This window comes from Janthinobacterium sp. TPC_1 (assembly GCF_056037845.1).
This window is the reverse complement of the sequence record NZ_CP195157.1, coordinates 3,493,970-3,515,026: the sequence shown is the minus strand read 5'-3', so window position 1 is coordinate 3,515,026 and position 21,057 is coordinate 3,493,970. Positions and strand designations below refer to the sequence as shown.

Annotated in this window: 20 protein-coding genes and 4 pseudogenes; 10 read left to right on the top strand and 14 right to left on the bottom strand. The window is 63.5% G+C overall.

Annotation, left to right across the window (positions count from 1 at the left end; genetic code table 11):
* Positions 1-234: 234 nt before the first annotated feature.
* Genes ACQVLG_RS17320 through ACQVLG_RS17310 form a run of 3 tightly spaced genes read left to right on the top strand, consistent with a single transcriptional unit; the run spans position 235 to position 1,824 of the window.
* Positions 235-729, top strand: coding sequence for a ProQ/FINO family protein (locus ACQVLG_RS17320; protein WP_474290349.1), 495 nt, complete (start codon positions 235-237; stop codon positions 727-729).
* A gap of 9 nt (positions 730-738) precedes the next feature.
* The gene (locus ACQVLG_RS17315) at positions 739-1,380 is read left to right on the top strand and encodes a 3'-5' exonuclease (protein ID WP_230541693.1); all 642 of its coding nucleotides are present in this window, start codon (positions 739-741) and stop codon (positions 1,378-1,380) included.
* 21 nt (positions 1,381-1,401) lie between these two features.
* Positions 1,402-1,824 carry an SMI1/KNR4 family protein gene (locus ACQVLG_RS17310; RefSeq protein ID WP_474290347.1) on the top strand — a complete coding sequence of 141 codons (423 nt, stop codon included), beginning with the start codon at positions 1,402-1,404 and terminating at the stop codon, positions 1,822-1,824.
* Positions 1,825-1,844: 20 nt separating this feature from the next.
* On the opposite strand, the gene ACQVLG_RS17305 is transcribed toward ACQVLG_RS17310, so the two are convergent.
* Positions 1,845-2,192 carry a DUF4870 domain-containing protein gene (locus tag ACQVLG_RS17305; RefSeq protein WP_230541695.1) on the bottom strand — a complete coding sequence of 116 codons (348 nt, stop codon included), beginning with the start codon at positions 2,190-2,192 and terminating at the stop codon, positions 1,845-1,847.
* Between the two features lie 98 nt (positions 2,193-2,290).
* The gene (locus tag ACQVLG_RS17300; RefSeq protein ID WP_230541696.1) at positions 2,291-3,703 is read right to left on the bottom strand and encodes an aminotransferase-like domain-containing protein; all 1,413 of its coding nucleotides are present in this window, start codon (positions 3,701-3,703) and stop codon (positions 2,291-2,293) included.
* A 139-nt stretch (positions 3,704-3,842) separates the two neighbouring features.
* Here ACQVLG_RS17300 and ACQVLG_RS17295 point away from each other — a divergent pair.
* Together ACQVLG_RS17295 and ACQVLG_RS17290 are read left to right on the top strand one after the other, a co-directional pair.
* Positions 3,843-4,576, top strand: a pseudogene (locus ACQVLG_RS17295) (c-type cytochrome).
* Positions 4,573-5,847 carry a c-type cytochrome gene (locus ACQVLG_RS17290; protein ID WP_474290346.1) on the top strand — a complete coding sequence of 425 codons (1,275 nt, stop codon included), beginning with the start codon at positions 4,573-4,575 and terminating at the stop codon, positions 5,845-5,847. Before ACQVLG_RS17295 ends, ACQVLG_RS17290 begins: the two are co-directional and overlap by 4 nt.
* A gap of 151 nt (positions 5,848-5,998) precedes the next feature.
* Here ACQVLG_RS17290 and ACQVLG_RS17285 read toward each other — a convergent pair whose 3' ends face one another.
* Positions 5,999-6,634, bottom strand: coding sequence for a class I SAM-dependent rRNA methyltransferase (locus ACQVLG_RS17285; RefSeq protein WP_034758744.1), 636 nt, complete (start codon positions 6,632-6,634; stop codon positions 5,999-6,001).
* Between the two features lie 154 nt (positions 6,635-6,788).
* Between ACQVLG_RS17285 and ACQVLG_RS17280 the strand changes: the two genes are divergently transcribed.
* Positions 6,789-7,598 carry a head GIN domain-containing protein gene (locus tag ACQVLG_RS17280; RefSeq protein ID WP_474290345.1) on the top strand — a complete coding sequence of 270 codons (810 nt, stop codon included), beginning with the start codon at positions 6,789-6,791 and terminating at the stop codon, positions 7,596-7,598.
* On the opposite strand, the pseudogene ACQVLG_RS17275 reads toward ACQVLG_RS17280, so the two are convergent.
* Together ACQVLG_RS17275 and ACQVLG_RS17270 are read right to left on the bottom strand one after the other, a co-directional pair.
* Positions 7,595-8,487, bottom strand: a pseudogene (locus ACQVLG_RS17275) (dihydrodipicolinate synthase family protein). The gene ACQVLG_RS17280 and the pseudogene ACQVLG_RS17275 sit on opposite strands and share 4 nt — an antisense overlap.
* A gap of 26 nt (positions 8,488-8,513) precedes the next feature.
* Positions 8,514-9,329 (bottom strand): aldolase, encoded by an 816-nt coding sequence (locus tag ACQVLG_RS17270; RefSeq protein WP_474290344.1) that lies wholly within the window; start codon positions 9,327-9,329, stop codon positions 8,514-8,516.
* A gap of 143 nt (positions 9,330-9,472) precedes the next feature.
* Here ACQVLG_RS17270 and ACQVLG_RS17265 point away from each other — a divergent pair, with 143 nt between their 5' ends.
* Complete coding sequence (locus tag ACQVLG_RS17265; RefSeq protein ID WP_230541701.1) at positions 9,473-10,021, top strand: helix-turn-helix domain-containing protein; 549 nt, start codon at positions 9,473-9,475, stop codon at positions 10,019-10,021.
* A gap of 63 nt (positions 10,022-10,084) precedes the next feature.
* Here the strand turns inward: ACQVLG_RS17265 and ACQVLG_RS17260 are convergent, their stop codons facing one another.
* The 3 genes from ACQVLG_RS17260 to ACQVLG_RS17250 all read right to left on the bottom strand — a co-directional run bounded on the left by ACQVLG_RS17260 (position 10,085) and on the right by ACQVLG_RS17250 (position 11,900).
* A complete protein-coding gene (locus ACQVLG_RS17260) occupies positions 10,085-10,627 on the bottom strand; it encodes a YaeQ family protein (protein WP_076570317.1) in 543 nt (180 codons plus the stop codon).
* Positions 10,628-10,666: 39 nt separating this feature from the next.
* Positions 10,667-11,548: a formyltetrahydrofolate deformylase gene (gene purU, locus ACQVLG_RS17255; RefSeq protein ID WP_474290343.1), complete on the bottom strand. Its 882-nt coding sequence runs from the start codon at positions 11,546-11,548 to the stop codon at positions 10,667-10,669.
* Positions 11,549-11,711: 163 nt separating this feature from the next.
* The gene (locus ACQVLG_RS17250) at positions 11,712-11,900 is read right to left on the bottom strand and encodes a hypothetical protein (RefSeq protein ID WP_474290342.1); all 189 of its coding nucleotides are present in this window, start codon (positions 11,898-11,900) and stop codon (positions 11,712-11,714) included.
* On the opposite strand from ACQVLG_RS17250, the gene ACQVLG_RS17245 reads away from it, so the two are divergent.
* From ACQVLG_RS17245 to ACQVLG_RS17235, 3 genes are all read left to right on the top strand, one after another.
* Positions 11,893-12,405 carry a phasin family protein gene (locus ACQVLG_RS17245; protein WP_474290341.1) on the top strand — a complete coding sequence of 171 codons (513 nt, stop codon included), beginning with the start codon at positions 11,893-11,895 and terminating at the stop codon, positions 12,403-12,405. The genes ACQVLG_RS17250 and ACQVLG_RS17245 overlap by 8 nt on opposite strands.
* 30 nt (positions 12,406-12,435) lie before the next feature.
* Positions 12,436-12,837 carry a KGG domain-containing protein gene (locus ACQVLG_RS17240; protein WP_230541706.1) on the top strand — a complete coding sequence of 134 codons (402 nt, stop codon included), beginning with the start codon at positions 12,436-12,438 and terminating at the stop codon, positions 12,835-12,837.
* Positions 12,838-12,963: 126 nt separating this feature from the next.
* A complete protein-coding gene (locus ACQVLG_RS17235; protein WP_474290340.1) occupies positions 12,964-13,476 on the top strand; it encodes a YgjP-like metallopeptidase domain-containing protein in 513 nt (170 codons plus the stop codon).
* 86 nt (positions 13,477-13,562) lie between these two features.
* Here the strand turns inward: ACQVLG_RS17235 and ACQVLG_RS17230 are convergent, their stop codons facing one another.
* From ACQVLG_RS17230 to ACQVLG_RS17205, 6 genes and pseudogenes are all read right to left on the bottom strand, one after another.
* Complete coding sequence (locus tag ACQVLG_RS17230) at positions 13,563-14,156, bottom strand: PEP-CTERM sorting domain-containing protein (RefSeq protein ID WP_230541843.1); 594 nt, start codon at positions 14,154-14,156, stop codon at positions 13,563-13,565.
* A 310-nt stretch (positions 14,157-14,466) separates the two neighbouring features.
* Entirely contained in the window at positions 14,467-15,012 is a 546-nt protein-coding gene (locus tag ACQVLG_RS17225) for an LOG family protein (protein WP_046682536.1), read from the bottom strand.
* Positions 15,013-15,023: 11 nt separating this feature from the next.
* Entirely contained in the window at positions 15,024-15,797 is a 774-nt protein-coding gene (locus tag ACQVLG_RS17220; RefSeq protein ID WP_230541708.1) for a tetratricopeptide repeat protein, read from the bottom strand.
* Between the two features lie 41 nt (positions 15,798-15,838).
* Positions 15,839-16,509 (bottom strand): annotated as a pseudogene (locus ACQVLG_RS17215) (TetR/AcrR family transcriptional regulator).
* Between the two features lie 138 nt (positions 16,510-16,647).
* Positions 16,648-17,241 carry a phasin family protein gene (locus ACQVLG_RS17210; protein WP_474290339.1) on the bottom strand — a complete coding sequence of 198 codons (594 nt, stop codon included), beginning with the start codon at positions 17,239-17,241 and terminating at the stop codon, positions 16,648-16,650.
* A gap of 153 nt (positions 17,242-17,394) precedes the next feature.
* Positions 17,395-21,017 (bottom strand): annotated as a pseudogene (locus tag ACQVLG_RS17205) (EAL domain-containing protein).
* Positions 21,018-21,057 lie beyond the last annotated feature (40 nt).

Genomic DNA, 21,057 nt, shown 5'->3' with positions numbered 1-21,057 from the left:
TTAATAATGATGGCCCTGCACCGCACTGCTCCTATCCCCTGCACACCTGAGCCAGACCGTCGAATACGGGGTCCAGTCATCAGCGCAAGCCGACATTATACACATTTCCCGCATTTCGCGCTGCGTCCGCTGTAGCACGGACCCGCCTATCTGTGCGCAAGTTGCCAAAAAAGACAATGCACTTGCCTGTGGCGCGTGCTATGCTCCCCTTTTATAGCCCAACCAATGATGTCGATGACCAGCTCCACGCCAGACCAGCAAGCCACCACTCCTGACACGCCAGTCGATGCAGCCCCAGCGGCCGCAGCGGCGACCACGCCGGCGCCTGCCGGCCTGACCGCGCGCGCCCTGCTGAAGCAGTTCCAGGAGCAATTCCCGCCATTCCGCGATTGCCTGCCCTTGTCCATCGGCATCGACAAGCAGATCCTGGCGCGCTTGCCGAACCTGGACCGCAAGCTGATGCGCACGGCGCTGGGCATCCACACGGGCTCGCTGCGCTACCTGCGCGTGATGGAAAAAGCCAAGGTACGCTACGACCTCGACGGCACGGCCGGCGCGGAAGTGACGCAAACCCACCGCGACCACGCCACGCAAGTGTTGCAGCAGCGCTTCAAGAAGGAAGCCGAGCGCAAGAAAGCCGAGCGCGACGCGGCCGCCGCCGAAGAAGCGAACCGCTTGCGCCTGGAAAAACTGAATCAGCTGACCGCGAAATTCTCGCGCAAAGGCTGATCCGGTTTCATGGACACAGCTGCCGCACCGCCACTGCCCCCCTATCAAGGCATCGCACTCGACCACGTCAAGCTGGTACGCACCAGCGACGATGCGCAAGCGGCCATGGCCGCCCTGCTGGCAGCGGATGCCATCGGCTTCGATACGGAATCGAAGCCGACGTTCGTCAAGGGCGAGTCTTCCACGGGACCGCATCTGATCCAGTTGGCCACCGACGACATCGCCTACCTGTTCCAGGTGGGCGCCACGCCGCCCCTGGCCGAACTCAAAGCCATCCTTGAATCGACCACCACCCTGAAGGTGGGCTTCGGCCTGTCCGACGACGTCAAGCGCCTGCGCAACAAGCTGGGTATTGCTCCAGCGCAAGTGCTCGACCTGTCCGTCGCCCTGCGCGGCGGCCAGCGCAACGACCTGGGCGCGAAGACGGCCGTGGCCAAGTTCTTCGGCCTGCACCTGCAGAAATCGAAAAAGATCTCCACCACCAACTGGGCCACCTCGCGCCTGACGGAAAAGCAGATCCTGTACGCGGCCGACGATGCGCAAGTGGCCCTGCGCGTGTACCGCCGCTGGATCGCCGACGGCGGCAAGGTGGCGCCGCAAAAAGCCCCGCGGGCCAGCACGCCGCCTGTCCCGCCGCCGGTCGCCGCCTGAGCCGGTGCGCCTTCCCGCAGCATGAGCAAGAGCAAGTCCATCGGCACCACGCCCGACGCGATCGCCGCCGCCGAACAGGCGCTGGGGCGAGCGCTGCCCGCTTCCTACGTGCAATGGTTATTGGTGAACAATGGCCGCGCGCTGGGTGCCTTGTGCATATTTCCCGTCTACGACGCGGCCAATGCGCGCAAGACGTGGGAATCGATCGATCGCCATTACCGCACAGACTGGCAAGAGTGGCTGGAGAATGTGGATGGCGGCGCTGCCGCCGCCCTGCTGCCGTTTGCCCAGTTCGGCACGGGCGACTACTACTGTTTTGATTATGCGCAAACGGGACCGGCCGGTGAAGCGGTGGTCGTGCTGTGGTCGCACGAAACAGGCGCCACCACGGCGGTGGCGCCCGACTTTGCGTCATTCCTGATACTGCCCGGCCGCCCGGGCTGAACCCGGCGGCCGAGCCAGCCTTATTTGACGAGGCGCAAGGTCAGGGGATAACGGTAAGTGATGCCATTGCTGGCCTTGACGGCCGCGACGATCGAGCACACCAGGTTGGCCAGCGCCACGATCCAGAACAGGAACAGGCCGATCAGCACGAACGACAGGATGAAGCAGGCGAAGTACCAGATGATCAGGGTGATCTGGAAATTCAGCGCTTCGCGGGCGTTCTCGGCCGAAAATTTATCCGCATCATCCTTCTTGATCAAATAAATGATCAGCGGCGCCACCCAGCTGGTGAACAGGCCGCCAACATGGGACAGAATGGCCATCGTCGTATCTGGCGTACGACCCACTTCCGGCTGCGTGTTATCCATTATCATTCCCATCATTAGTTATAGATACACCAATATAACAGTAATATTTCTTTTTGAAATGAAACACTTGCTGCCGCAAGGGACTTTTTTATGTACCGCTATGCCGCCGCCAGCGCCAGCCGCCCCAGCGCGGCGATGGCCGCTTCCAGCTGCGCGCTCCACGGGTGGCCGTAATTGAGGCGGATACAGTGGCGAAACGCGCGCGTGGCGGAAAAGATGGGACCGGGCGCGATGCTGATGCCGGCCGCCAGCGCGCTGCGGTGCAAGGCCAGCGCATCGACGCCCGCCGGCATCTCGACCCACACAAAATAGCCGCCCTGGGGCCGCGTCACCCGCGTCCCAGGCGGAAAATGCACGGCGATGGCTTGCAGCATGGTGTTTTGCTGCGCCGCCAGGGTCAGCCGCAGCTGGCGCAAATGGCGGTCATAGCCGCCGTGCGCCAGGTAATCGGCCAGCGCCATCTGCAGCGGTATCGGCGCCGACAGGCTGGTCGTCAGTTTCAAACGTTCCACCTGGCGCGCGTAGCGGCCCGCCACGGCCCAGCCCAGGCGAAAACCGGGCGCCAGCGTCTTCGAGAACGAGCTGCAATGCATGACGAGACCGGCGCTGTCGTAACTTTTCGTCAGACCGGGGCGCTGCTTGCCGAAGTACAGCTCGCCATATACATCGTCCTCGATCAGCGGCACGCCATGGCGCGCCAGCAACTCCACCAGCGCGCGCTTCTTTTCCGGCGGCATCAGGCTGCCCAGCGGGTTCTGGAAGTTCGTCATCAGCCAGCACGCCTTGGGCCGGTGGCGCAGCAGCAATTCCTCAAGTGCCGCCAGATCGACGCCGTCGCGGGGGCTGGTGGCAATTTCCACCGCCTTGAGTTCCAGCCGCTCCAGCGCCTGCAGGCAGGCATAAAAGCTGGGCGACTCGATCAGTACCGTGTCGCCGGGCCGCGTGACGGCTTGCAGGCACAGGTTCAGCGCTTCCAGCGCGCCGTTCGTGATGACGATGTCGTCGCTGGAAACGGGCACGCCGTCGAGCTGGTAGCGCAGGGCGATCTGGCGGCGCAGCTCCGCATTGCCCAACGACAAATCCGTGACGGTGCTCCACGGGTCGAGGCGGCGCATGCTGGCCGACACGGCCCGCGCCAGCTTTTCCATCGGAAACAGGTGCGGGCTGGGAAACGCCGAGCCGAAGGGCACGATATCGCGCGCGCCGACGGCACCCAGCACCTCGAAGACGAGGTCGCTGACGTCGACGGTGGTGCTGGCGTCGAGCGGGCGCGAACTGTCCGGCTCGGGGGCCAGCGCGGCGCGCTGCGGCGCCACGTAATAGCCGGAGCGGGGGCGCGAGACGATCATGCCGCGCGCTTCGAGCAAATAATACGCCTGGAACACGGTCGACGGACTGACTCCCCTGCGCGCATGCTGCTGGCGCACGGAGGGCAATTTATCACCAGGCAACAACAACTGCGTGGCTATCATGGCGGCAACTTCTTCCGCCAATTCCTCATATCGTTTCAACCCTGCTCCTCAAACTGATCCGTAGTTTTATTGCATAACTGATCCTGTCACAGTGACAGCACGCAGTATATGCTAGGGTAACAACATCCGGGCAGCAACACCGGGACATCATATCGACCGACGAGACAGGTTACTTCCCATGCGACTTTCCGTGCAACTGCATTCCCCCCTCGTGCTGGCGCTGGCCATCGCGCTGCCCGGCATGGCGCTGGCCGCGCCGGCCGCGCTGCCAGCCGGCCACGACAGCCTGGAACAGCGCATCAAGGCGTGCACGGCCTGCCATGCGCCCAAGGAACGCCACGACGCCTTCTTTCCCCGCATCGCCGGCAAGCCGGCCGGCTACCTGTACAACCAGCTGCTGAACTTTCGCGAGGGAAGGCGCCAGTATCCGATGATGAACTACATGGTGGAGCACTTGCCGGACGATTACCTGCGCGAAATTGCCGACTATTTTGCGGCGCAGCACCCCGCCCCGCCGCCGGCCCAGCCCAGCAGCGCCGGCACGATGGCCCTGGCGCGGGGTAAACAATTGGTGCTGCATGGCGATGCCGGCAAGAAGATTCCAGCCTGTATCGCCTGCCACGGCCAGCAACTGGCCGGCGTGGCGCCCGCCATCCCCGGCTTGCTGGGCTTGCCGCGCGACTATATCAATGCCCAGCTGGGCGCCTGGAAGAACGGCATCCGCCGCGCCCACGCGCCCGACTGCATGGCGAGGTGGCGCAGCGCCTGTCGGATGCGGACGTGGGCGCCGTCTCGGCCTGGCTGGGCACGCAGGTGGCCAGCGCCGACGCGCGCCCCGCCAGCGGCATCAGCGTGCCCCTGCCCCTGCATTGCGGCGGCGTGCCCGGTTCCAGCGCGCAGGTGGCGCCATGAAAAAATGGATGATCGCCGCCGCCATCGCGGCCCTCGGCGTGGCCGGCGCCAGGTTCGTGCTGTACCCGGGCGACGACATCGGCCCGCCCGCCGCCGCCAGCACCCTGAGCCAGCAACAGCTGGTCGCGCGCGGCGCCTACCTGGCCAAGGCGGGCGACTGCATGGCTTGCCACACGACGCGCGGCGGCGTGCCCTACGCGGGCGGCCGGGCCTTGCAGACGCCGTTCGGCAAGGTGCTTTCGCCCAACATCACGGCCGACAAGGAAACGGGCATCGGCAGCTGGACGGCCGACGATTTCTGGCGCGCCATCCATAACGGCAAGTCGAAAGACGGCCGCTTGCTGTATCCCGCCTTTCCGTACACCAATTACACCAAGGTGCAGCGCGAGGACAGCGATGCCCTGTATGCGTATTTCCAGAGCGTGCCGCCGCACAAACAGACGAATGCGCCGCACGCGCTGCGCTTTCCCTACAACCAGCAGATTGCGCTGGCCGCCTGGCGCGCCCTGTATTTCAAGCCGGGCGTGTACCAGCCGCTCACGGAAAAAAGCATGGAATGGAACCGCGGCGCCTACCTGGTGCAGGGCCTGGGCCACTGCAGCGCCTGCCATAGCAGCCGCACCACCCTGGGCGGCAGCGACGACGGCCTGTCGGGCGGCCTGATCCCCGTGCTGGGCTGGTATGCGCCCTCGCTGACGTCGGACGCGGAAGCGGGCCTGGGCGACTGGGACACGGCGCATATCGTGGAATTGCTGCAAACGGGCGTCTCGCCGCGCGCCACCGTCTTCGGCCCCATGGCCGAAGTGGTGCGGCAAAGCCTGCAGCACATGGGCACCGCCGACGTGCAGGCGATGGCCGTCTACCTGAAAAGCTTGCCCGGCCCCGCGCAAGCGGCGAAAAAGGTGCCGCGCGACACGTCGGAGCAAGCCCGGCAGCAACTGGCGCTGGGCGCGAAACTGTATGAGGCGCAATGCGCGAGCTGCCACCAGGCTGACGGCAAGGGCGTGCCGCCCGGCTACCCGCCCCTGGCCGGCAACCGCGCGCTGACGACGGAGTCGGCCGTGAACGCCATCCGCCTCGTGCTCAACGGCGGCTTTGCGCCCGGCACCACCGGCAACCCGCGCCCCTACGGCATGCCGCCGTTCGGACCCGTCATGGATGACGCCGAAGTGGCCGCCGTGGTGACGTATCTGCGCGCGTCGTGGGGCAATGATGCGCCGGCGGTGTCGGCCCTGGAGGTGAATAAATACCGCAGCGTGCCGCTGGAGTAGCGCGCCTGAAAAACGTCCATGGCGGCGTTGCATCTCCTTGCCGTACTATTCGTACTGTCTGCGTCGATGCGCCTTGCCCTGAACGTTTTGCAGACACGCATATGAAGTAAAAAACCGGCTCGCGCCGGTTTTTCAAGTCAGACAGCAGTTCTCAGCGGAACTTGCTCTTGTGCCCCGTCTTGAGGTCCAGCGCATAGCGCACGCCATTGTCCGTCAGCATGACTTCATCGGGCGGTTCCTCGCCGGCCAGGGCGCCGTCGATCAGGGGCAAGCCTTCGCCCTTGCGCATCAGGTCGTCGCAGCGCTCGTACACATTGGCGCAACCGGTGGACGCCATCAGCGATTGCACGATGGCCACTTTCCACGCGTCGACGCCGCCGGCGTTGAATTCGCAGATCAGATAGCCTTGCACGCCGCCGAACAGCTGCACCACCAGGCCCGGCAAGCCCTCGTCCTCGCCCTTGATCAGGGTCAACAGCTGGTTTTCGCCCGCCTTCTTGATGGCCGGCAGTTTTTTCTCGATGGCGGCCTTCACGCGGCGCTTGATCAGCGCGTGGTCGACCGGTTCGTCTTCCTTGAAGCTCCAGATGCGCGCGCGGATCTGCGACTTCGAATTGTAGGCGGCGCGGGCGATGAATTGCTTCGACGAACTCTGCACGATGGCCGTCGAGCCGGGCTTCATTTTTTCCTGCGGCTTGCCTTCGACTTTTTCAATCGCGGACGCGTAAATCCACGATTGGCCCAGCAAGCTCTTTTCCTTGCCCTGTTTGATGGTGATGATCAGCATGTAATTCCAGTAGTGTGAGCGGCGCGTGCCGCTCGTCGTATGTCCAATACCCGCATGATACCTCATGCCATCCTGTCGCATCCTCCTGCATTCCATGCCGCTGCCGGTGCAGTCTGTCGCAGCGCGGTACGCAGGCGCGGCCGGCTGGCATACCATGCACTTATACCAATTCAACACAGGGAGCAAGAATGACACAGCCACTTTTCCACCGCCGCCATGCCACCGCCCTGCTGCTGGCCGCCTGCGCGCTGGCCATCCCGGCCGCGCCGGCGCTGGCGTCGCGCTCGACTGGATTTCCGGCAACAGCATCCAGGGCAGCGGCAAGCTGCAAAAGCAGACGCGCGAAGTAGGCAATTTCCATGCCGTGGCGCTGAACGTGCCGGGCACGGTCGAATTGCGGATTGGCAACACGGACAGCGTCACCATCGAGGCTGACGACAATATCCTGCCGCTGATCGACACGGCGGTGGAAAACGGCACCCTGCGCATCCGCCCCGCCAAGCGCAACGCCAACTTCCGCCAGAGCAGCCTGACCATCGTCATCCAGGCGCGCCAGGTGGAACGCATCAGCGTGGGCGGCTCGGGCAACATCACGGCAACGGGCTTGCGCGCGGAAAAGCTGCGCTTCGACGTGGGCGGCTCCGGCTCCATCGATGCGCGCGACCTCGACAGCCGCCAGGTTTCCATCGCCATCGGCGGCAGCGGCAACTTCAAGGCCAGCGGCAAGACGGAGCAGCTGACGGCCTCGATCGGCGGCTCGGGCAATATCCAGGCGGGCCGCCTGGCCGCGCGCGAAGTGCAGGTGAGCATCGGCGGCTCGGGCGAGGCGCAAGTGTGGGCCAAGGATGACTTGACCATCAGCATCGGCGGCTCGGGCGAAGTGAGCTACTACGGCGATCCGCGCATCAGCCGCAGCATGCAGCGCTCAAGCAGCATCAAGCGCCTGGGTGCCGCGCCGAATTAAGCCGTCAGGCCGGCCAGCACGGCGGCCAGCTCGCGCGTGGCCGCCTCGCCCAGCGGCTGCAGCGGCGCACGCGGCGTACCCACATCAAAGCCCCGCAGCGCCAGCCCCGCCTTGACGGTGGGCGGCAAGCCCCCTTTCATCAGGCATTGCAGCAATGGCAATTGCTGGAAGAACAGTTCACGCGCCCGCGCCAGGTCGCCCGCCTGCACGGCCGCATACAGGGCAGGGCCAGCGGCAAGCCCGCATGCAGGTTGGGCGCGGCCGTGCACCAGCCGCGGGCGCCGGCCGCCAGCGCGGCAAAGGCCAGGGTATTGCTGCCGTTGTAGAACGGCAACTTCCCCCCGCTCAGCTGCGCCAGCCGGTGCATGCGCTGGATGTCGCCCGTGCTTTCCTTGACCATCGTCACATTCGGCACCTCGCGCCAGATGCGCACGATCAGCTCGGGCGACATATCGATACCGCTGGTGGCCGGATTGTTGTACAGCATGACCGGAATGCCCACGGCGTCGCCGATGCGCGCCACGTGGCGCACGATTTCTTCCTCGCTCAATTTCCAGTACGACACGGGCAAGACCATCACCGCGTCGGCGCCCTGCTTTTCCGCAAAGCGGGCGCGGCGCATGGCGCCCGCCGTAGTCAGGTCGGAAATGCCCACCACCGTGGGCACGCGCCTGGCGACGGCGGCCAGCGACGTGGCGGCGACGGCATCCCACTCCGCGTCCTGCAGGTAGGCGCTCTCGCCCGTGCTGCCCAGCGGGGCGATGCTGTGCACGCCGTCGGCAATCAGGCGCTCGATCAGTTGCTGCAGGCGCGGCAGGTCGACGTCGCCGCCATCGGCCGTGAACGGGGTGACAGGATAGGCAATGATGCCGTGAAATAAGGTTTGCATGATGTCGTGTTCTCCGGTGAGTGTCGTTATGCCAGGCAGTCGGCATGCTGGCGCAGGGCGCGCCGCGCGTAATAGGCGAAGGTCACCGTATCGCGCCGGGCCGTGGAAATCCAGTCGTGCGCCTCGCGCGCCAGGGCCGGCGGCAAGGGCAGGATGGTGCCCGCCGCCATGGCCAGCAGTTGCAGGCGGGCTGCCCGTTCCATCAGCAAGGCCAGCATGCACGCCTCTTCCACCGTGCGGCCCACCACCAGCTGGCCGTGATGGGCCAGCAGGATGGCGCGCTTGTCTCCCAGGGCGCCGGCGATGATCTCGCCTTCTTCATTTCCTACCGGCACGCCCGGCCACGAGGGCAGGAAGGCGCAATCGTCGAACAGGGGGCAGGTATCCATGTGCGACACCTGCAGCGGCTGCTCCAGCATCGACAGCGCCGCCACGTGCGTGGGATGCGTGTGGATGATGCAGGCCACGTCCGGGCGCTGGCGGTAGATCCAGCTGTGAAAGCGGTTGGCCGGGTTGGGAATGCCCTCGCCATGCACCACGCGCAGGTCATGGTCGACCTCGAGCAGATTGCTGGCCGTGATTTCATCGAAGCCCAGGCCCAGCTGTTGCGTGTAGAACGTGCCGTCCTGGCTGCCACGGCAGCTGATCTGCCCTGCCAGGCCGGAATCATGCCCGCCATCGAACAGGATGCGGCAGGACAGCGCCAGGGTTTGCCGCGCCGACCACGGGCTGTTCGGTGTGACGCTGGCCAGGCGCCGCTCGGCGATGGCCACCAGTGCGTCTTTCGACAAGGCCAGGCTGGCGCCCGGGGCGGCGACTTCATATGGAGTATTTTGCTGCATCGTCTTTCCTTCACTCATGCTGACTACGCTTCCCGGCATGCACGGCAGCAGCCGTGCAACCCAATCCAAGGAAACTGAGTGTATATTTTAGGACACTTTGTGTCATGAGGTACAATAGTTTTTTTAAATCGACCGATGCAACCATGGCTATGCGTCTGAAACTGCTGAGAAAACACAAGGGCTGGACGCTGGAACAGCTGGCGGAAAAAAGCGGCTTGACGAAGAGTTACCTGTCCAAGGTGGAGCGGGGCCTGAGCGTGCCCTCGATCGCCGTGGCGCTGAAACTGTCGCACGCGATGCAGGTGGACGTGGAGCAGCTGTTCAGCGACAGCCACCGGCAGGCGGCCGTGACCATCACGCGCGCCGGCGATCCGGGCAGCGCGGGCGCGACGCCGCCGCTGCCGCATTTCGCCAGCATCGCCGCCGGCGTGGCACCGAAGAAAATGCTGCCCTTCATGGTGTATCCGGCGCCCGATTTCGCCGCCTCCGCCTTCAAGGAACATGCGGGCGAGGAATTCCTGTTCGTGCACCAGGGCACGATTGAAATCGAATTCCCGCAGGAAACCGTGCAATTGCACACGGGCGACTCCGTGTATTTCAACGCGCTGATTCCGCACCGCACGCGCAGCATCGGCGCGCAGCAGGCGCAGTTGCTGGTGATCGTCAGCAACGACGAAGACGCGGCCCCGTAAAGCGGCGCCGCAACGCAAAAAGCCCGGAGCGATCCGGGCTTTTTGCGTTTCAGACAGTCAACTTCAGCGCGCCGGCTTCACCGGTTCGCGGTCGATCAGCACCGTGTTGACGCTGTCGGTCAGCCAGATCTGGCCATCCTGGATCGTGCATTGCAGCTGCATGGTGCGTTGCGCCAGCTTGCTCATCTCTTGCGCCGCGTCAGACGGCAGGTTAATCACGGTCAGGTTCTTCGCCCGTTCCAGTTTATTGGCGATCTGCTTCCACCAGATGTGGCTGGTTGCGCCATAGCTGTAGACGATCACCTGCTCCGAACGGCCGCACGCCTTCAGGATGCGTTTTTCATCGGGCTGGCCCACTTCGATCCACAGCTCGATGGCGCCCGTCAAGTCCTTCTGCCACAGGTCCGGCTCTTCCGTGTCGAAAAGGCCTTTGGTAAAGGTCAGCGCCTCGTTGGCGTGGATGGCGAACGCCAGCAGGCGCACCATCATGCGCTCGTCCGTTTCGGACGGGTGGCGCGCCAGGGTCAGCGCGTGATCCTGGTAGTAATTGCGGTCCATGTCGGCGATCTGCAGATCGGCTTTGAAAATTGTTGCTTTGAGGGCCATCGTGTTTCTGTCTCGGTAAAGTGAATTGTGAAGTCGGTATCAGCGGAAAACCACCGTCTTGTCGCCATTTTTCAGGATACGGTGCTCGACGAACCATTTCACGGCGCGCGCCAGCACCACGCACTCGACGTCGCGGCCGATGGCCGTCAGGGTTTCCGCATCCATCGCATGGTCGACGCGCTCGACGTCCTGCTCGATGATCGGGCCTTCGTCCAGGTCGCCCGTGACGAAATGGGCCGTCGCGCCGATCAGCTTGACGCCGCGGTGATGCGCCTGCGCATACGGCTTGGCGCCCTTGAAGCTGGGCAGGAAGGAATGGTGGATATTGATGGCGCGGCCGTCGAGCGCCTGGCACAGGCCCGGCGACAGAATCTGCATGTAGCGTGCCAGCACCACCAGGTCGATCTTGTGCGTGTCCATCAGGTCGAGGATCTTCGCTTCCTGCGCCAGCTTGGCCGCTTCCGGCGCGCCGGCCGCCAGCGGCAGGTGGTGGAAGGGAATATTGTAGCTGGCCGCCAGCTGGTAGAACTCCATGTGGTTCGACACGATGGCGGGAATTTCCACGTTCAGCAAGCCGCTCTTGTAGCGGAACAGCAAATCGTTGAGGCAATGGCCGATCTTCGACACCATCAGCATCACGCGCGGCTTGACGCGCGCATCGTGCAGCTGGCCGTGGAAGGGGCCGTTGACCTGCATGGCTTGCGACAGGGCGGCGAAGTCGCTGCGCAACTGGGCGTCGCTGACGGCGCCGTCTTCCAGCGCGAAATGCACGCGCATGAAGAACAGCTGGGATTCCTGGTCGCCGAACTGGGCGGAATCGAGGATGTTGCAGCCACGTTCGGCCAGGAAGCCGGAGACGCGGTGCACGATGCCGCGCTGGTCCAGGCAGGACAGGGTCAGGATGTATTCGGGATGCGTCATGGTCGCGGAAATAGGTAAAAAAGTAAGGCGATGCTCGGCTCAGCCACGCGCGCCGGCCATCGGCTGCGCTGCCGCGAGCCGGCTATTGTCGCACGGCCGGGCCTGTAAACCTGCATTTTCCACACAAGCGGCATGGCGGCGGCGCCGGCAAACCGATTGACGTTCATTTGATCTGGCACAAAGTCATCGCGTTTTTCTGGCGGCCAGCGGCCATTCTCGCGCCAAACCCCCATCCGCCATGGAACCTGGCACGCCATCCGGCGTCTATCCCTTTGCTTGTTTCACCATACGTCGCATCCGGTGCACCGGGTGTTTTCTGAATCAGCTTTTCATTGAGGTAGAACATGTTCACAAACAGTCTTTCCCCCAGTCTCAGCCCCGCCCTGAAGTCCCACCTGGAGGCCCAGTGCAATTTCGCCACGGAACTATCGCGCAAGCTGTTCGATACAGCGCAGCAACTGAGCGAACTCCATCTGCGGCTGGCGCAAGATCTGCTGCAGGAATGGAGCAACGCCAGCCAGCAGCTGCTGTCCGCGCGCGACACGGGCGAATTCATGTCGCTGGCGGCCGCGCAGCTGCAGCCCGGCAGCAACAAGCTGCAGCAGTACCAGCATCAGCTCGGCAACCTCATGGCCAACGCCAATGTCGAGATGAACCGCACGGCAGAAAACCACCTGCCCGAAGCGAGCCGCACGGCCGTGGCCTTCGCTGACGAAGTGGTGCGCAAGACGGCGGAAGAAACGGAAAAAGCCACGCAGCGCCAGCGTGAAATGATCGAAAAAATGCATGCCGCGGGCCGCAGCGACGTTGTGGCCCGCAGCCGCGATACCAGCCGGCAATCCGATCAGGCACATTGAACACCACCACTCGACAGCAAGGAGAGCGACATGGCTAGCAATCAAGGTAATGAACAGGGCAAAGGCGCTGGCAGCAGCCAGAAAGCCGGCGAAGCGGGCAGCACCAAAGGCACGAGCAAGCGCGGCTTCGCCGCCATGAACGAGGAGCAGCAGCGCGAAATCGCCAGCAAGGGCGGCCAGGCAGCCCATCAAAAGGGCACGGCGCATGAATTCGACTCGGAAGAAGCGCGCCGGGCCGGACAGAAAGGGGGCGAAGCCGTCAGCCGCAACCGCGAACACATGGCGGAAATCGGCCGCAAGGGCGGTGAAAGCCGGCAATCGGCCCAGCGCGCCAATGAAAGCCGCAGCAGCACGGCGGCACGCAGCGGCAGCACCGAGCAGCAATCGAAGACTGGCCGGCAGGGCAACAAGGACGAGGACGACAAGGGTTGACGGCCGGCTTGACGACGGCACGGGGCGGCTGCGGCAGCCCCGTGCCGGGGCAGGTGCAGCACGCGGGGCGCGGCGGTATGGTACATTCTCGCCTTACCGACACCTCCGCGCCCCGCCCGCCCCCGCATGCAGCCATCCCTGAAATACCTGAGCGCCTATTCCGAACAAACGCAAACGCAAGTGCAGCAACTGATCGCGCAGGACAAGCTGGGCGAAGTGTTGTTAAAACGCTACCCGAACGCGCATGACGTGCGCAATGACAAGGCTTTATACCAGTATGTGCAGGATTTGAAGAATGAATTCCTGCGCAATGCCGAGCCCATCAACAAGGTGGCGTTCGACAGCAAGATCCATGTGATCCAGCATGCGCTGGGCTTGCACACTTCGATTTCGCGCGTGCAGGGTGGCAAGCTCAAGGCCAAGCATGAAATCCGCGTGGCCACCATGTTCAAGGAAGTGCCGCTGGAATTCCTGCGCATGATCGCCGTGCACGAACTGGCGCACGTGAAGGAAAAGCAACACGACAAGGCTTTCTACAAGCTGTGCACGTATATGGAACCGCAATACCACCAGTACGAATTCGACGTACGGCTGTACCTGACCCAGCTCGACCTGTCGGGCCAGCGCCTGTGGTCGTGACGGCCAGTGCCGGAAAGCATGACAAAGCCGCCAAGTGGCGGCTTTTTTTTACGCGCGGACCGGCAAAGCCGGCGCCATGGTCAGGCTCAGGCCGCGTTCTTGCGGCGGCGCAAAAAGGCCAGCAGGCCCAGTCCGCCCAGCAACATGCCATACGTGGCAGGTTCCGGCACGGCGCTCACGCTGGCGGCGATGTTATCGACCTGGAAGGTGTGGAAGGCGCCTTCCTTCCACGATGCCGACAGCAGGTTGTTGAAGCCCGTGAACGTGTAATCGCTGAACGTGTGGCTGCCATCGAGGCTGAAGGTCTGGGTCACCGTGCCGCCGCCTACCTGGTGGCCGACGAACGTGACATCGTAGGAGCCTGGCAAGCTCACGAAGTCAGCCAGGCTGATCGAGCTGAGCGAAAAGGCCGCGCCATCGGTACGGCTCAAGGTTGTCGTCGTCAGCACCGTGGCGCCAAGGCCGGCCGAGCCCGCATAGGCAAAGTTGCTTTGATGGGCAGAACTCAACAGGCCCAGGAAGCTGCTGTCGAAATCGTAGCCCCCTTCGGAATAGGAGTTGAAGACGGAACCGAAGATGCCGGGCTGCTCCAGCGCATCGAAGCCGATGGTGGTGCTTTGTGCGTGGGCACCGCCAGCGGCGAGGATGGCGGCGACGGCGGTCGCGCGCAAGAAGGTCATTGGTTTCAAAATAGCATCCTTTCAAGATGATGAAGTGGCGAGATTGTGGCAACTTGCAATTCCTGGGCGTCGTCGCGGGAGCGCGGGAAGCGCTGCACCGGGCGTCCGACGACCTGTCTTTTGAACAACGCCAGTAGACCACATTCATATATAAAAAGCATCTTCATTTTCAAAAAAACATGCATACAGAGAAACATTCTGGACATATTTTTATTAATTGAATTGTTGAGCTCGATCAATTTTTCCGTGTAGAAATAAAAAAAGCCATGCACTTTTCAGGGCATGGCCATATCGCATCGCACCGACAATACTAGGGCGCGCACTCCTTCAGGCGCTGCACCAGCGCTGCGGGATCGGCATCGGCGTTCAGGAAAGCGGCGTGCTGCGGACGGATGAAACCCTGCTCCTTGCCGTTTTGCACGAAGGCGATCAAGCCATCATAAAAACGGTCGACATTGAGCAAGCCGATGGGCTTGGCGTGCAAGCCCAGCTGGGCCCAGGTCAGCATCTCGAACAGCTCTTCCAGGGTGCCGTAGCCGCCGGGCATGGCGATGAAGGCATCGGACAGGCTGGCCATCATCGCCTTGCGCTCGTGCATGTCCTTCACGATGAACTGGCGCGTCAAGCCCATGTGGCCCACTTCGCGCTCGACCAGCTGGGTCGGGATCACGCCCGTCACCTCGCCGCCCAGGCGCAGCACTTCGTCGGCGATCACGCCCATCAGGCCCACCTTGCCGCCGCCGTACACGAGCGAGATATTTTCCGCCACCAGCACGCGCGCCAGTTCGCGCGCCGCCACCGCATAGTCGGGCGAGACGCCCGCGTTGGCGCCGCAATACACACATAAAGCCTTGATCACAGTAATCCCTACCCTTTCAATTCATCGATCGCCGCCTCGACCTCGAGGCGCTCCTTGGCGTCCAGTGCCACGCACTGGGCCGCCTTTTCATACAGGGCCAGCGCTTCCGCCAGCTTTTTCTTTCCATCGAGCATATTCAACGCGCGCGCATATTCGCTGTGCGCCAGCGCCGAATACGGCGTCAGAGCCAGCGCCGTCTTGAAGTGCTGGTAGCCGTCTTCCTTGTTGGCGCCGTAGGTCAGGCTGCCGATCATGGCGCCGACCTTGTCGATAATTTCCGTATGATAAATCCCAAACGCGATATGCGCTTCCGCATGCATGGGCGCCACCGTCATCGTGCGGTCCAGGCTGTTTCGCACGCGCGCGCCCATGCCTTGCGCCAGGGCCTTGACGACGGAGGTGCCCAGCGCATAGCGGCCCAGGCTGTAGGCATGCCAGTAGTAGCCGGCCGGATTGTCCGGCTGCTCGCTCTGCTGGCGCTCGCAGCGCTCGGCCACTTCTTCGTACATGTCGAGTTTCTGGCTGTCGTCCACTTCCAGGTGCGTGGCATAGATGCAGGTCGCCTTGTGCGCCACCGCATAGCCGGGCACGCCGATGGCCAGGCCCAGCTTCACGGCGCGCTCGAAGTCGCCCGCATGGAAGGCCAGCCAGGCTTGCACCAGCGCCGGGTGCGTGGGAAACGGTTCCACATCGCCCGCATGCAGGCGCGCCCAGGCCGCTTCCAGGGTCTGCGGCGTGTAGACATATGCCTCGTCCGGATAGGGAAATTGTTTCCAAGCCATCGATCTCTCCTGTAAATGACGACGCGGCGCCAGCAGCCGCGTCAGTCGTTCTTGAGTTTGGTCACATACTCTTCCGACAGTTTGCGAAACAGCAAATGCGTTTCATTGCGCAAATACGCCCGATCAGGGACAGCACCTGGTAGCAGCCGCGCGCCAGCGCATCGGACATCGATTGCTGCTCGCTGTACTTGCGCGGGTTGCGCACATACTCGTACGACAGCCAGTAGGTGGCAACGACCACCATATTCGTCGCCATGGCAGCCACTTCCATGTCCGACGCTTCGAGCGACTGTTCGCTGCGCAAGTCTTCGCACAGCTGCGTGGCCACCTTGATCTTGTGCGCCAGGATCAATTTGAAGTGCAATTCCAGCTTGCGGTTGCGCGAGAGCAAATCATTGAGGTCGCGGTAAAAAAAACGGTAGCGCCAGATCAGTTCGAACATCAGGTGCAGATACAGCCAGACATCCTCGATATTCGAGCGGCGCCCGTCAGGCACGGTCAGGATGCGTTCGATTTCCGCCTCGAACTGGACGAAGATCGAATTGACGATGTCGTCCTTGTTACGGAAGTGGTAATACAGGTTTCCCGGCGAAATGTTCATCTCTTCCGCGATCACGGTCGTCGTGATATTCGGCTCACCAAACTCGTTGAACAGGCGCAGCGACAACTCCAGGATGCGTTCGCGGGTACGGCGTGGTGCTTTTTGTAGCATGGCGGGCAATCTCTCTGTGTTCTGCCTCAAGCATACCACCTAAGATAGCCGTAATGAAACACTGCGCCCCACGGCGCCAGCGAAAACCGCAGGCAAAAAAAAGCCTGCGCGAGCAGGCTGGAGGGATGTTGCGCCAGCTCAGGCGGCCGGTGCTTTTTTCTTCGCCGCCGGCCTGGCGGCGGGCTTGCCCACTGGCTTGCTTATTGGCTTGGCTGCGGCGCGCGGCGCGGCCTTGGCAGCCGGCTTGGCCGGGGCCTTGACGACGGCCGCCTTCGGTGCCGCCTTCGGTGCCGCCTTCACGGCAGGCTTGGCCCCTGCCTTCGGCCTGGCCGCCGGCGCGGGCTTGGCGGACAGTGCCTCCACCTGCGTGCTCAAGGCATCGATCCTGGCGTGCAGCGCGACGATGTCGTGCTGCATGGGCACGCCAATGGTCGCCAGGGCGCGCGCCACGCGCTCTTCGAACACTTGCTCCAGCTTGTCCCAGGAGCCGCTGGCCTGCTTGCCCACGCCATCGGCCAGCTTGCCGACGCTGTCGCTGACATCGGCCACCTTGTCTTCGGCACGCTTCTGGAATTCCGTGCCTTCCTTCACCAGCCTGGAAAACACGCGCCCGCCCTCTTCCTGCGCCTTGGCGAAGGCGCCCAGGCCCGCTTGCCAGATCTGCTGCGCAGACGAGCGCACGGCGTTCGCCAATTCCTTGTCTTCCGCCAGGTCCTTCAATTTCTTCACCATCGCCAGCTCCCGTCATGTGAAAGGCCATGCCACTCCATGGATGCTTTTTATTCTAGAGAGCAAAACTAGAGACGGGAGTCTAATTCGATAGCGAGCTGCGCCCCAAGGTGCGCCAGCGCACGCGGCAGCCGGTCGCTTGCACGCGGCCAGCGCCTATGCCGCCGCCTTCACCTGGCCATGCAGCAGCTTGTGCAGGCGGAAGCCTTCGCGGATATTCTCGCGCAGCACGGCGCCTTTCCACGGCTTGGTATAGAAGCGGTCGACGGCGCCGCGGTTGATGGCCGCCATGATGGGCGTCAGGTCGGCAAAGGCCGACAGCATGATGCGGAAGGTGTCGGGGCACAGGTGCTTGACCCGCTCCATGAATTCGGTGCCGCTCATGAGCGGCATGCACTGGTCGCACAGGATCACCTGCACCTTGTGGCGCGCCAGGATATCGAAGCCTTCGGCGGCCGTCTGCGCCGTGAGGATGCGGTAGCCGTCCTGCGCCAGGAAATCGCTGAGCACGTCGAGCATGAAGACATCGTCGTCGACGATCAGCAAGGTTTGCTGCTCTTCGCTATCGGTATCCTGCGGCGCCTGCAGCAACTTGCCACCCATCAACATCTGCTCGAATTCCTCGTGCGGCACGGGGCGGCTGAAATAATAGCCCTGCATCTCGTCACAGCCGTGGCGCCGCAGATAGGCCAGTTGCGCATCGTTTTCCACGCCTTCGGCGATCACTTCCAGCTTCATGCTGTGCGCCATGCTGATGATGGCCAGCACGATGGCCGCGTCGTCCGGATTGCTGGTCACTTCGCGCACGAAGGCGATGTCGATCTTCAGCTTGTCGATGGGGAAACGTTTCAGGTAGGCCAGGCTGGAATAGCCGGTGCCGAAATCGTCGATGGAAATCTGGATGCCCAACGCCTTGAGATTGCGCAATACGGAGATGGTTTCCTCGGCATTCGACATCAGCGAGCTTTCCGTCAGCTCCAGCTCCAGCAGCTCGGGCGCGATGTCGTACTTGCGGATCGCCTTGAGCACTTCCTCTTCCAGGCCGCCGACGAAAAACTGGATGCCCGACACGTTGACGGACAGGTGCACGGGCCCGATGCTGCTGGCGCCCCACTCGCTGATCTTTCTGCAGGCTTCGTCGAGCACCCAGTTACCGACGCGCACGATGAGGCCCGTTTCTTCCAGCAGGGGGATGAACAGGGCCGGCGAGACCATGCCGTGGCCGGGACGGCGCCAGCGTATCAGGGCTTCGGCGCCGCTGATGCGCCCCGAGATGATATTCACCTTGGGCTGGAAAAACAGCACGAATTCCTCGTTGTCGATGGCGCGCCGCAGGGCATTTTCCATGTCCAGCCGCGCCATCGATTGCGCGTTCATTTCCGCCGTGAAGAAGCGGAAGGCGTCGCGGCCCGCTTCCTTGGCGCGGTACATGGCCGTGTCGGCGTATTGAATCAGGGTGTCGGCATCGGCCGCGTCTTCGGGGAACACGGAAATGCCGATGCTGACCGTCACCGTCACCTCGTGGCCCTGCAGGTCGAAGGGCTTGCGCATCGCCTCGCGGATCTTGTCGACCACGCCCACGGCATGCTGGGCGCCTTCGGGCAGCACCAGGATGGTGGCAAATTCATCGCCGCCAAAGCGGCCGATGGTATCGCGCACGCGCAGGCAATCGACGAGGCGGCTGGAAAACTGGCGCAGCAGGTCGTCGCCGATGGTGTGGCCCAGGGTATCGTTGACGTTCTTGAAGCGGTCGATGTCCATGAACAGCACGGCCACGGCCCACTGGTGCTCGGCTGCCTGGGCCAGCGAATGGGTCAGCGAGGCGAAGAACTGGCTGCGGTTCGGCAAGCCCGTCAAGGTATCGAAATGGGCCAGCTTCATCAGGCGCTGCTCGGCATCCTTGCGCTCGGTGATGTCGCGCGCCACGGCCACCAGGATCCAGCTCTGCCCCGAGCGCAGGGTGCGCCGCTGCACTTCCACCGACAGCGGCGAGCCATCCTTGCGCTGCAGCTGCAATTCCGTCATCGGCCCGCCCTGGTCGCCGGCCAGCAGCTTGTTGTACAGCTCTTCGAGCTGGGCTTCGCCCTCGTGCGCGCGGCCCGGCCCCACGCGCAGGAAGTCCTCGCGTTCGAAACCGAGCATGCGGCAAGCCGTCTGGTTGACGTCGACGAAGCAGCACATGCCGGCGCGGTCGACGAGGAAAATCGCGTCGGCCGTGGCGTCCATCGCCAGGCGGAAGCGGCGCAAGTCTTCATCGAGGCGGATGCGCGCCGCCATGTCCAGGGTCAGCTGCTCGTGGTGGCGCTTGATTTCGTCGTACAGCAGCAGGTTGTCGTAGGCGACGGCGATCTGCGCCGCCACCGTGGCGGCGACCCGCTCGTCGACTTCGGAAAACTCGTTCGCGCCCAGCTTGTCGACCAGGTACAGCCAGCCGTGGCTGCGCTCGCGCGAGGCGATGGCCACGCCCAGGAAGGAGTGCACGGGCGGGTGGGTGTCGGGCAGGCCCAGCGCGCCCGGGTCGCCCTTCAAGCCATTGACGCGGTAAGGCTGGCGCTGTTCCAGCAAGCGGTTCAGGATGCCCGTGCGCGGCGCGCTGGCGATGCGCTCGAGGTTTTTTTCGGCACCGCACGAGGAAAAATAGCTGAGCTTGTCGGCGCCCTCTTCCAGCACGCCGATGCAGCGTACCTGGAGACGCAGATATTCTGCGCCACCTTGCAGCCCGCCTCGATCAGGGCGCGCGGATCGCGTTCGGTGCCAAGCTCGATGCCGAGTTCGATCAGGGCCGTCAGGCGCAGGCTCACCGCCTGCAGGCTGGACAGCGAGCGCGACAGGCGCTCCGTCATGACGCCCAGGTCTTCGGGAAGGGCGGCGTGGCCCTCGCGCTGGCTGGCCAGCTGCGAAATCTGCTGGCTGCTGGACTCGAGCTCGTCGAGATAGCCGCTGACCTGGTGCTCGATGCCGGCCAGCTTGCCCGTGGCGGGAAGCACCGCGCCGCCGCCCGCGCCCGGCGCCGCCGGCATCAAGCCCAGCGCCTCGTTGACGGTGCGCACGATGACTTCCGGGTCGGACGGCTTGGGCAGCACCCAGCGCACGCCGCACGCCTGCGCCAGCAGGATCGCTTCCTGCTCGCGGTAGGTGGCCGTATAAAAGATGATGGGCACGTCGGTCAGCGCGGGATCGGCATGCACGCGCGTGACGAATTCGTAGCCGTCCATGTTCGGCATGAGGATATCGGAAATGATCAGATCCGGCCGCTCGGTGCGCAATATTTCCAGCGCATCGGCGCCATTGGCCGCCTCCAGCAGGCGGTGGCCGCCGTAACCGAGCAATGCGGTCAGGAACTCGCGGTTCAGCACATGATCATCGACGATCAGGATGGTGGCTATGTCGTTTTTAACTGGCGTCGACGGCGCCCCGGGTAAAAAAGATTCCAGCTCCGCGACGAACAGGTCGGGCTCGATCGGCTTGCCGATATAGCCATTGAAGCCCGCTTCGAGCAGGCGCTCGCGGTCGCCCACCATGGCCAGCGCCGTTACGGCCAGGGCCGGGATCTTGCGCAGCAGCGGGTCTTTCTTCAGCTCCGCCACCACGCCATAGCCATCGAGCTTGGGCAAATGCACATCGCAAATGATCAGGTCGGGCAATTCGCTGCGCGCCATGCGCACGCCCTCTTCACCGTCATAGGCGGCCAGCGGCGTGTACCCGAAGGCACGCAGCAAATACACCATCAATTCCATATTGGTGGCGTTATCTTCGATAATCAGGATACGTGCGGACAATTAGCGCCCCCAATAAAAACAGCATGGACTCATTTTCTGC

Excerpts from the sequence above, each read along its gene's own strand:
- ACQVLG_RS17320 (WP_474290349.1), top strand. The coding sequence starts at position 235 with ATGACCAGCTCCACGCCAGACCAGCAAGCCACCACTCCTGACACGCCA.
- ACQVLG_RS17315 (WP_230541693.1), top strand. The coding sequence starts at position 739 with ATGGACACAGCTGCCGCACCGCCACTGCCCCCCTATCAAGGCATCGCA.
- ACQVLG_RS17310 (WP_474290347.1), top strand. The coding sequence starts at position 1,402 with ATGAGCAAGAGCAAGTCCATCGGCACCACGCCCGACGCGATCGCCGCC.
- ACQVLG_RS17305 (WP_230541695.1), bottom strand. The coding sequence starts at position 2,192 with ATGGATAACACGCAGCCGGAAGTGGGTCGTACGCCAGATACGACGATG.
- ACQVLG_RS17290 (WP_474290346.1), top strand. The coding sequence starts at position 4,573 with ATGAAAAAATGGATGATCGCCGCCGCCATCGCGGCCCTCGGCGTGGCC.
- ACQVLG_RS17285 (WP_034758744.1), bottom strand. The coding sequence starts at position 6,634 with ATGCTGATCATCACCATCAAACAGGGCAAGGAAAAGAGCTTGCTGGGC.
- ACQVLG_RS17280 (WP_474290345.1), top strand. The coding sequence starts at position 6,789 with ATGCACTTATACCAATTCAACACAGGGAGCAAGAATGACACAGCCACT.
- ACQVLG_RS17270 (WP_474290344.1), bottom strand. The coding sequence starts at position 9,329 with ATGCAGCAAAATACTCCATATGAAGTCGCCGCCCCGGGCGCCAGCCTG.
- ACQVLG_RS17265 (WP_230541701.1), top strand. The coding sequence starts at position 9,473 with ATGGCTATGCGTCTGAAACTGCTGAGAAAACACAAGGGCTGGACGCTG.
- ACQVLG_RS17260 (WP_076570317.1), bottom strand. The coding sequence starts at position 10,627 with ATGGCCCTCAAAGCAACAATTTTCAAAGCCGATCTGCAGATCGCCGAC.
- purU (WP_474290343.1), bottom strand. The coding sequence starts at position 11,548 with ATGACGCATCCCGAATACATCCTGACCCTGTCCTGCCTGGACCAGCGC.
- ACQVLG_RS17245 (WP_474290341.1), top strand. The coding sequence starts at position 11,893 with ATGTTCACAAACAGTCTTTCCCCCAGTCTCAGCCCCGCCCTGAAGTCC.
- ACQVLG_RS17240 (WP_230541706.1), top strand. The coding sequence starts at position 12,436 with ATGGCTAGCAATCAAGGTAATGAACAGGGCAAAGGCGCTGGCAGCAGC.
- ACQVLG_RS17235 (WP_474290340.1), top strand. The coding sequence starts at position 12,964 with ATGCAGCCATCCCTGAAATACCTGAGCGCCTATTCCGAACAAACGCAA.
- ACQVLG_RS17230 (WP_230541843.1), bottom strand. The coding sequence starts at position 14,156 with ATGACCTTCTTGCGCGCGACCGCCGTCGCCGCCATCCTCGCCGCTGGC.
- ACQVLG_RS17220 (WP_230541708.1), bottom strand. The coding sequence starts at position 15,797 with ATGGCTTGGAAACAATTTCCCTATCCGGACGAGGCATATGTCTACACG.
- ACQVLG_RS17210 (WP_474290339.1), bottom strand. The coding sequence starts at position 17,241 with ATGGTGAAGAAATTGAAGGACCTGGCGGAAGACAAGGAATTGGCGAAC.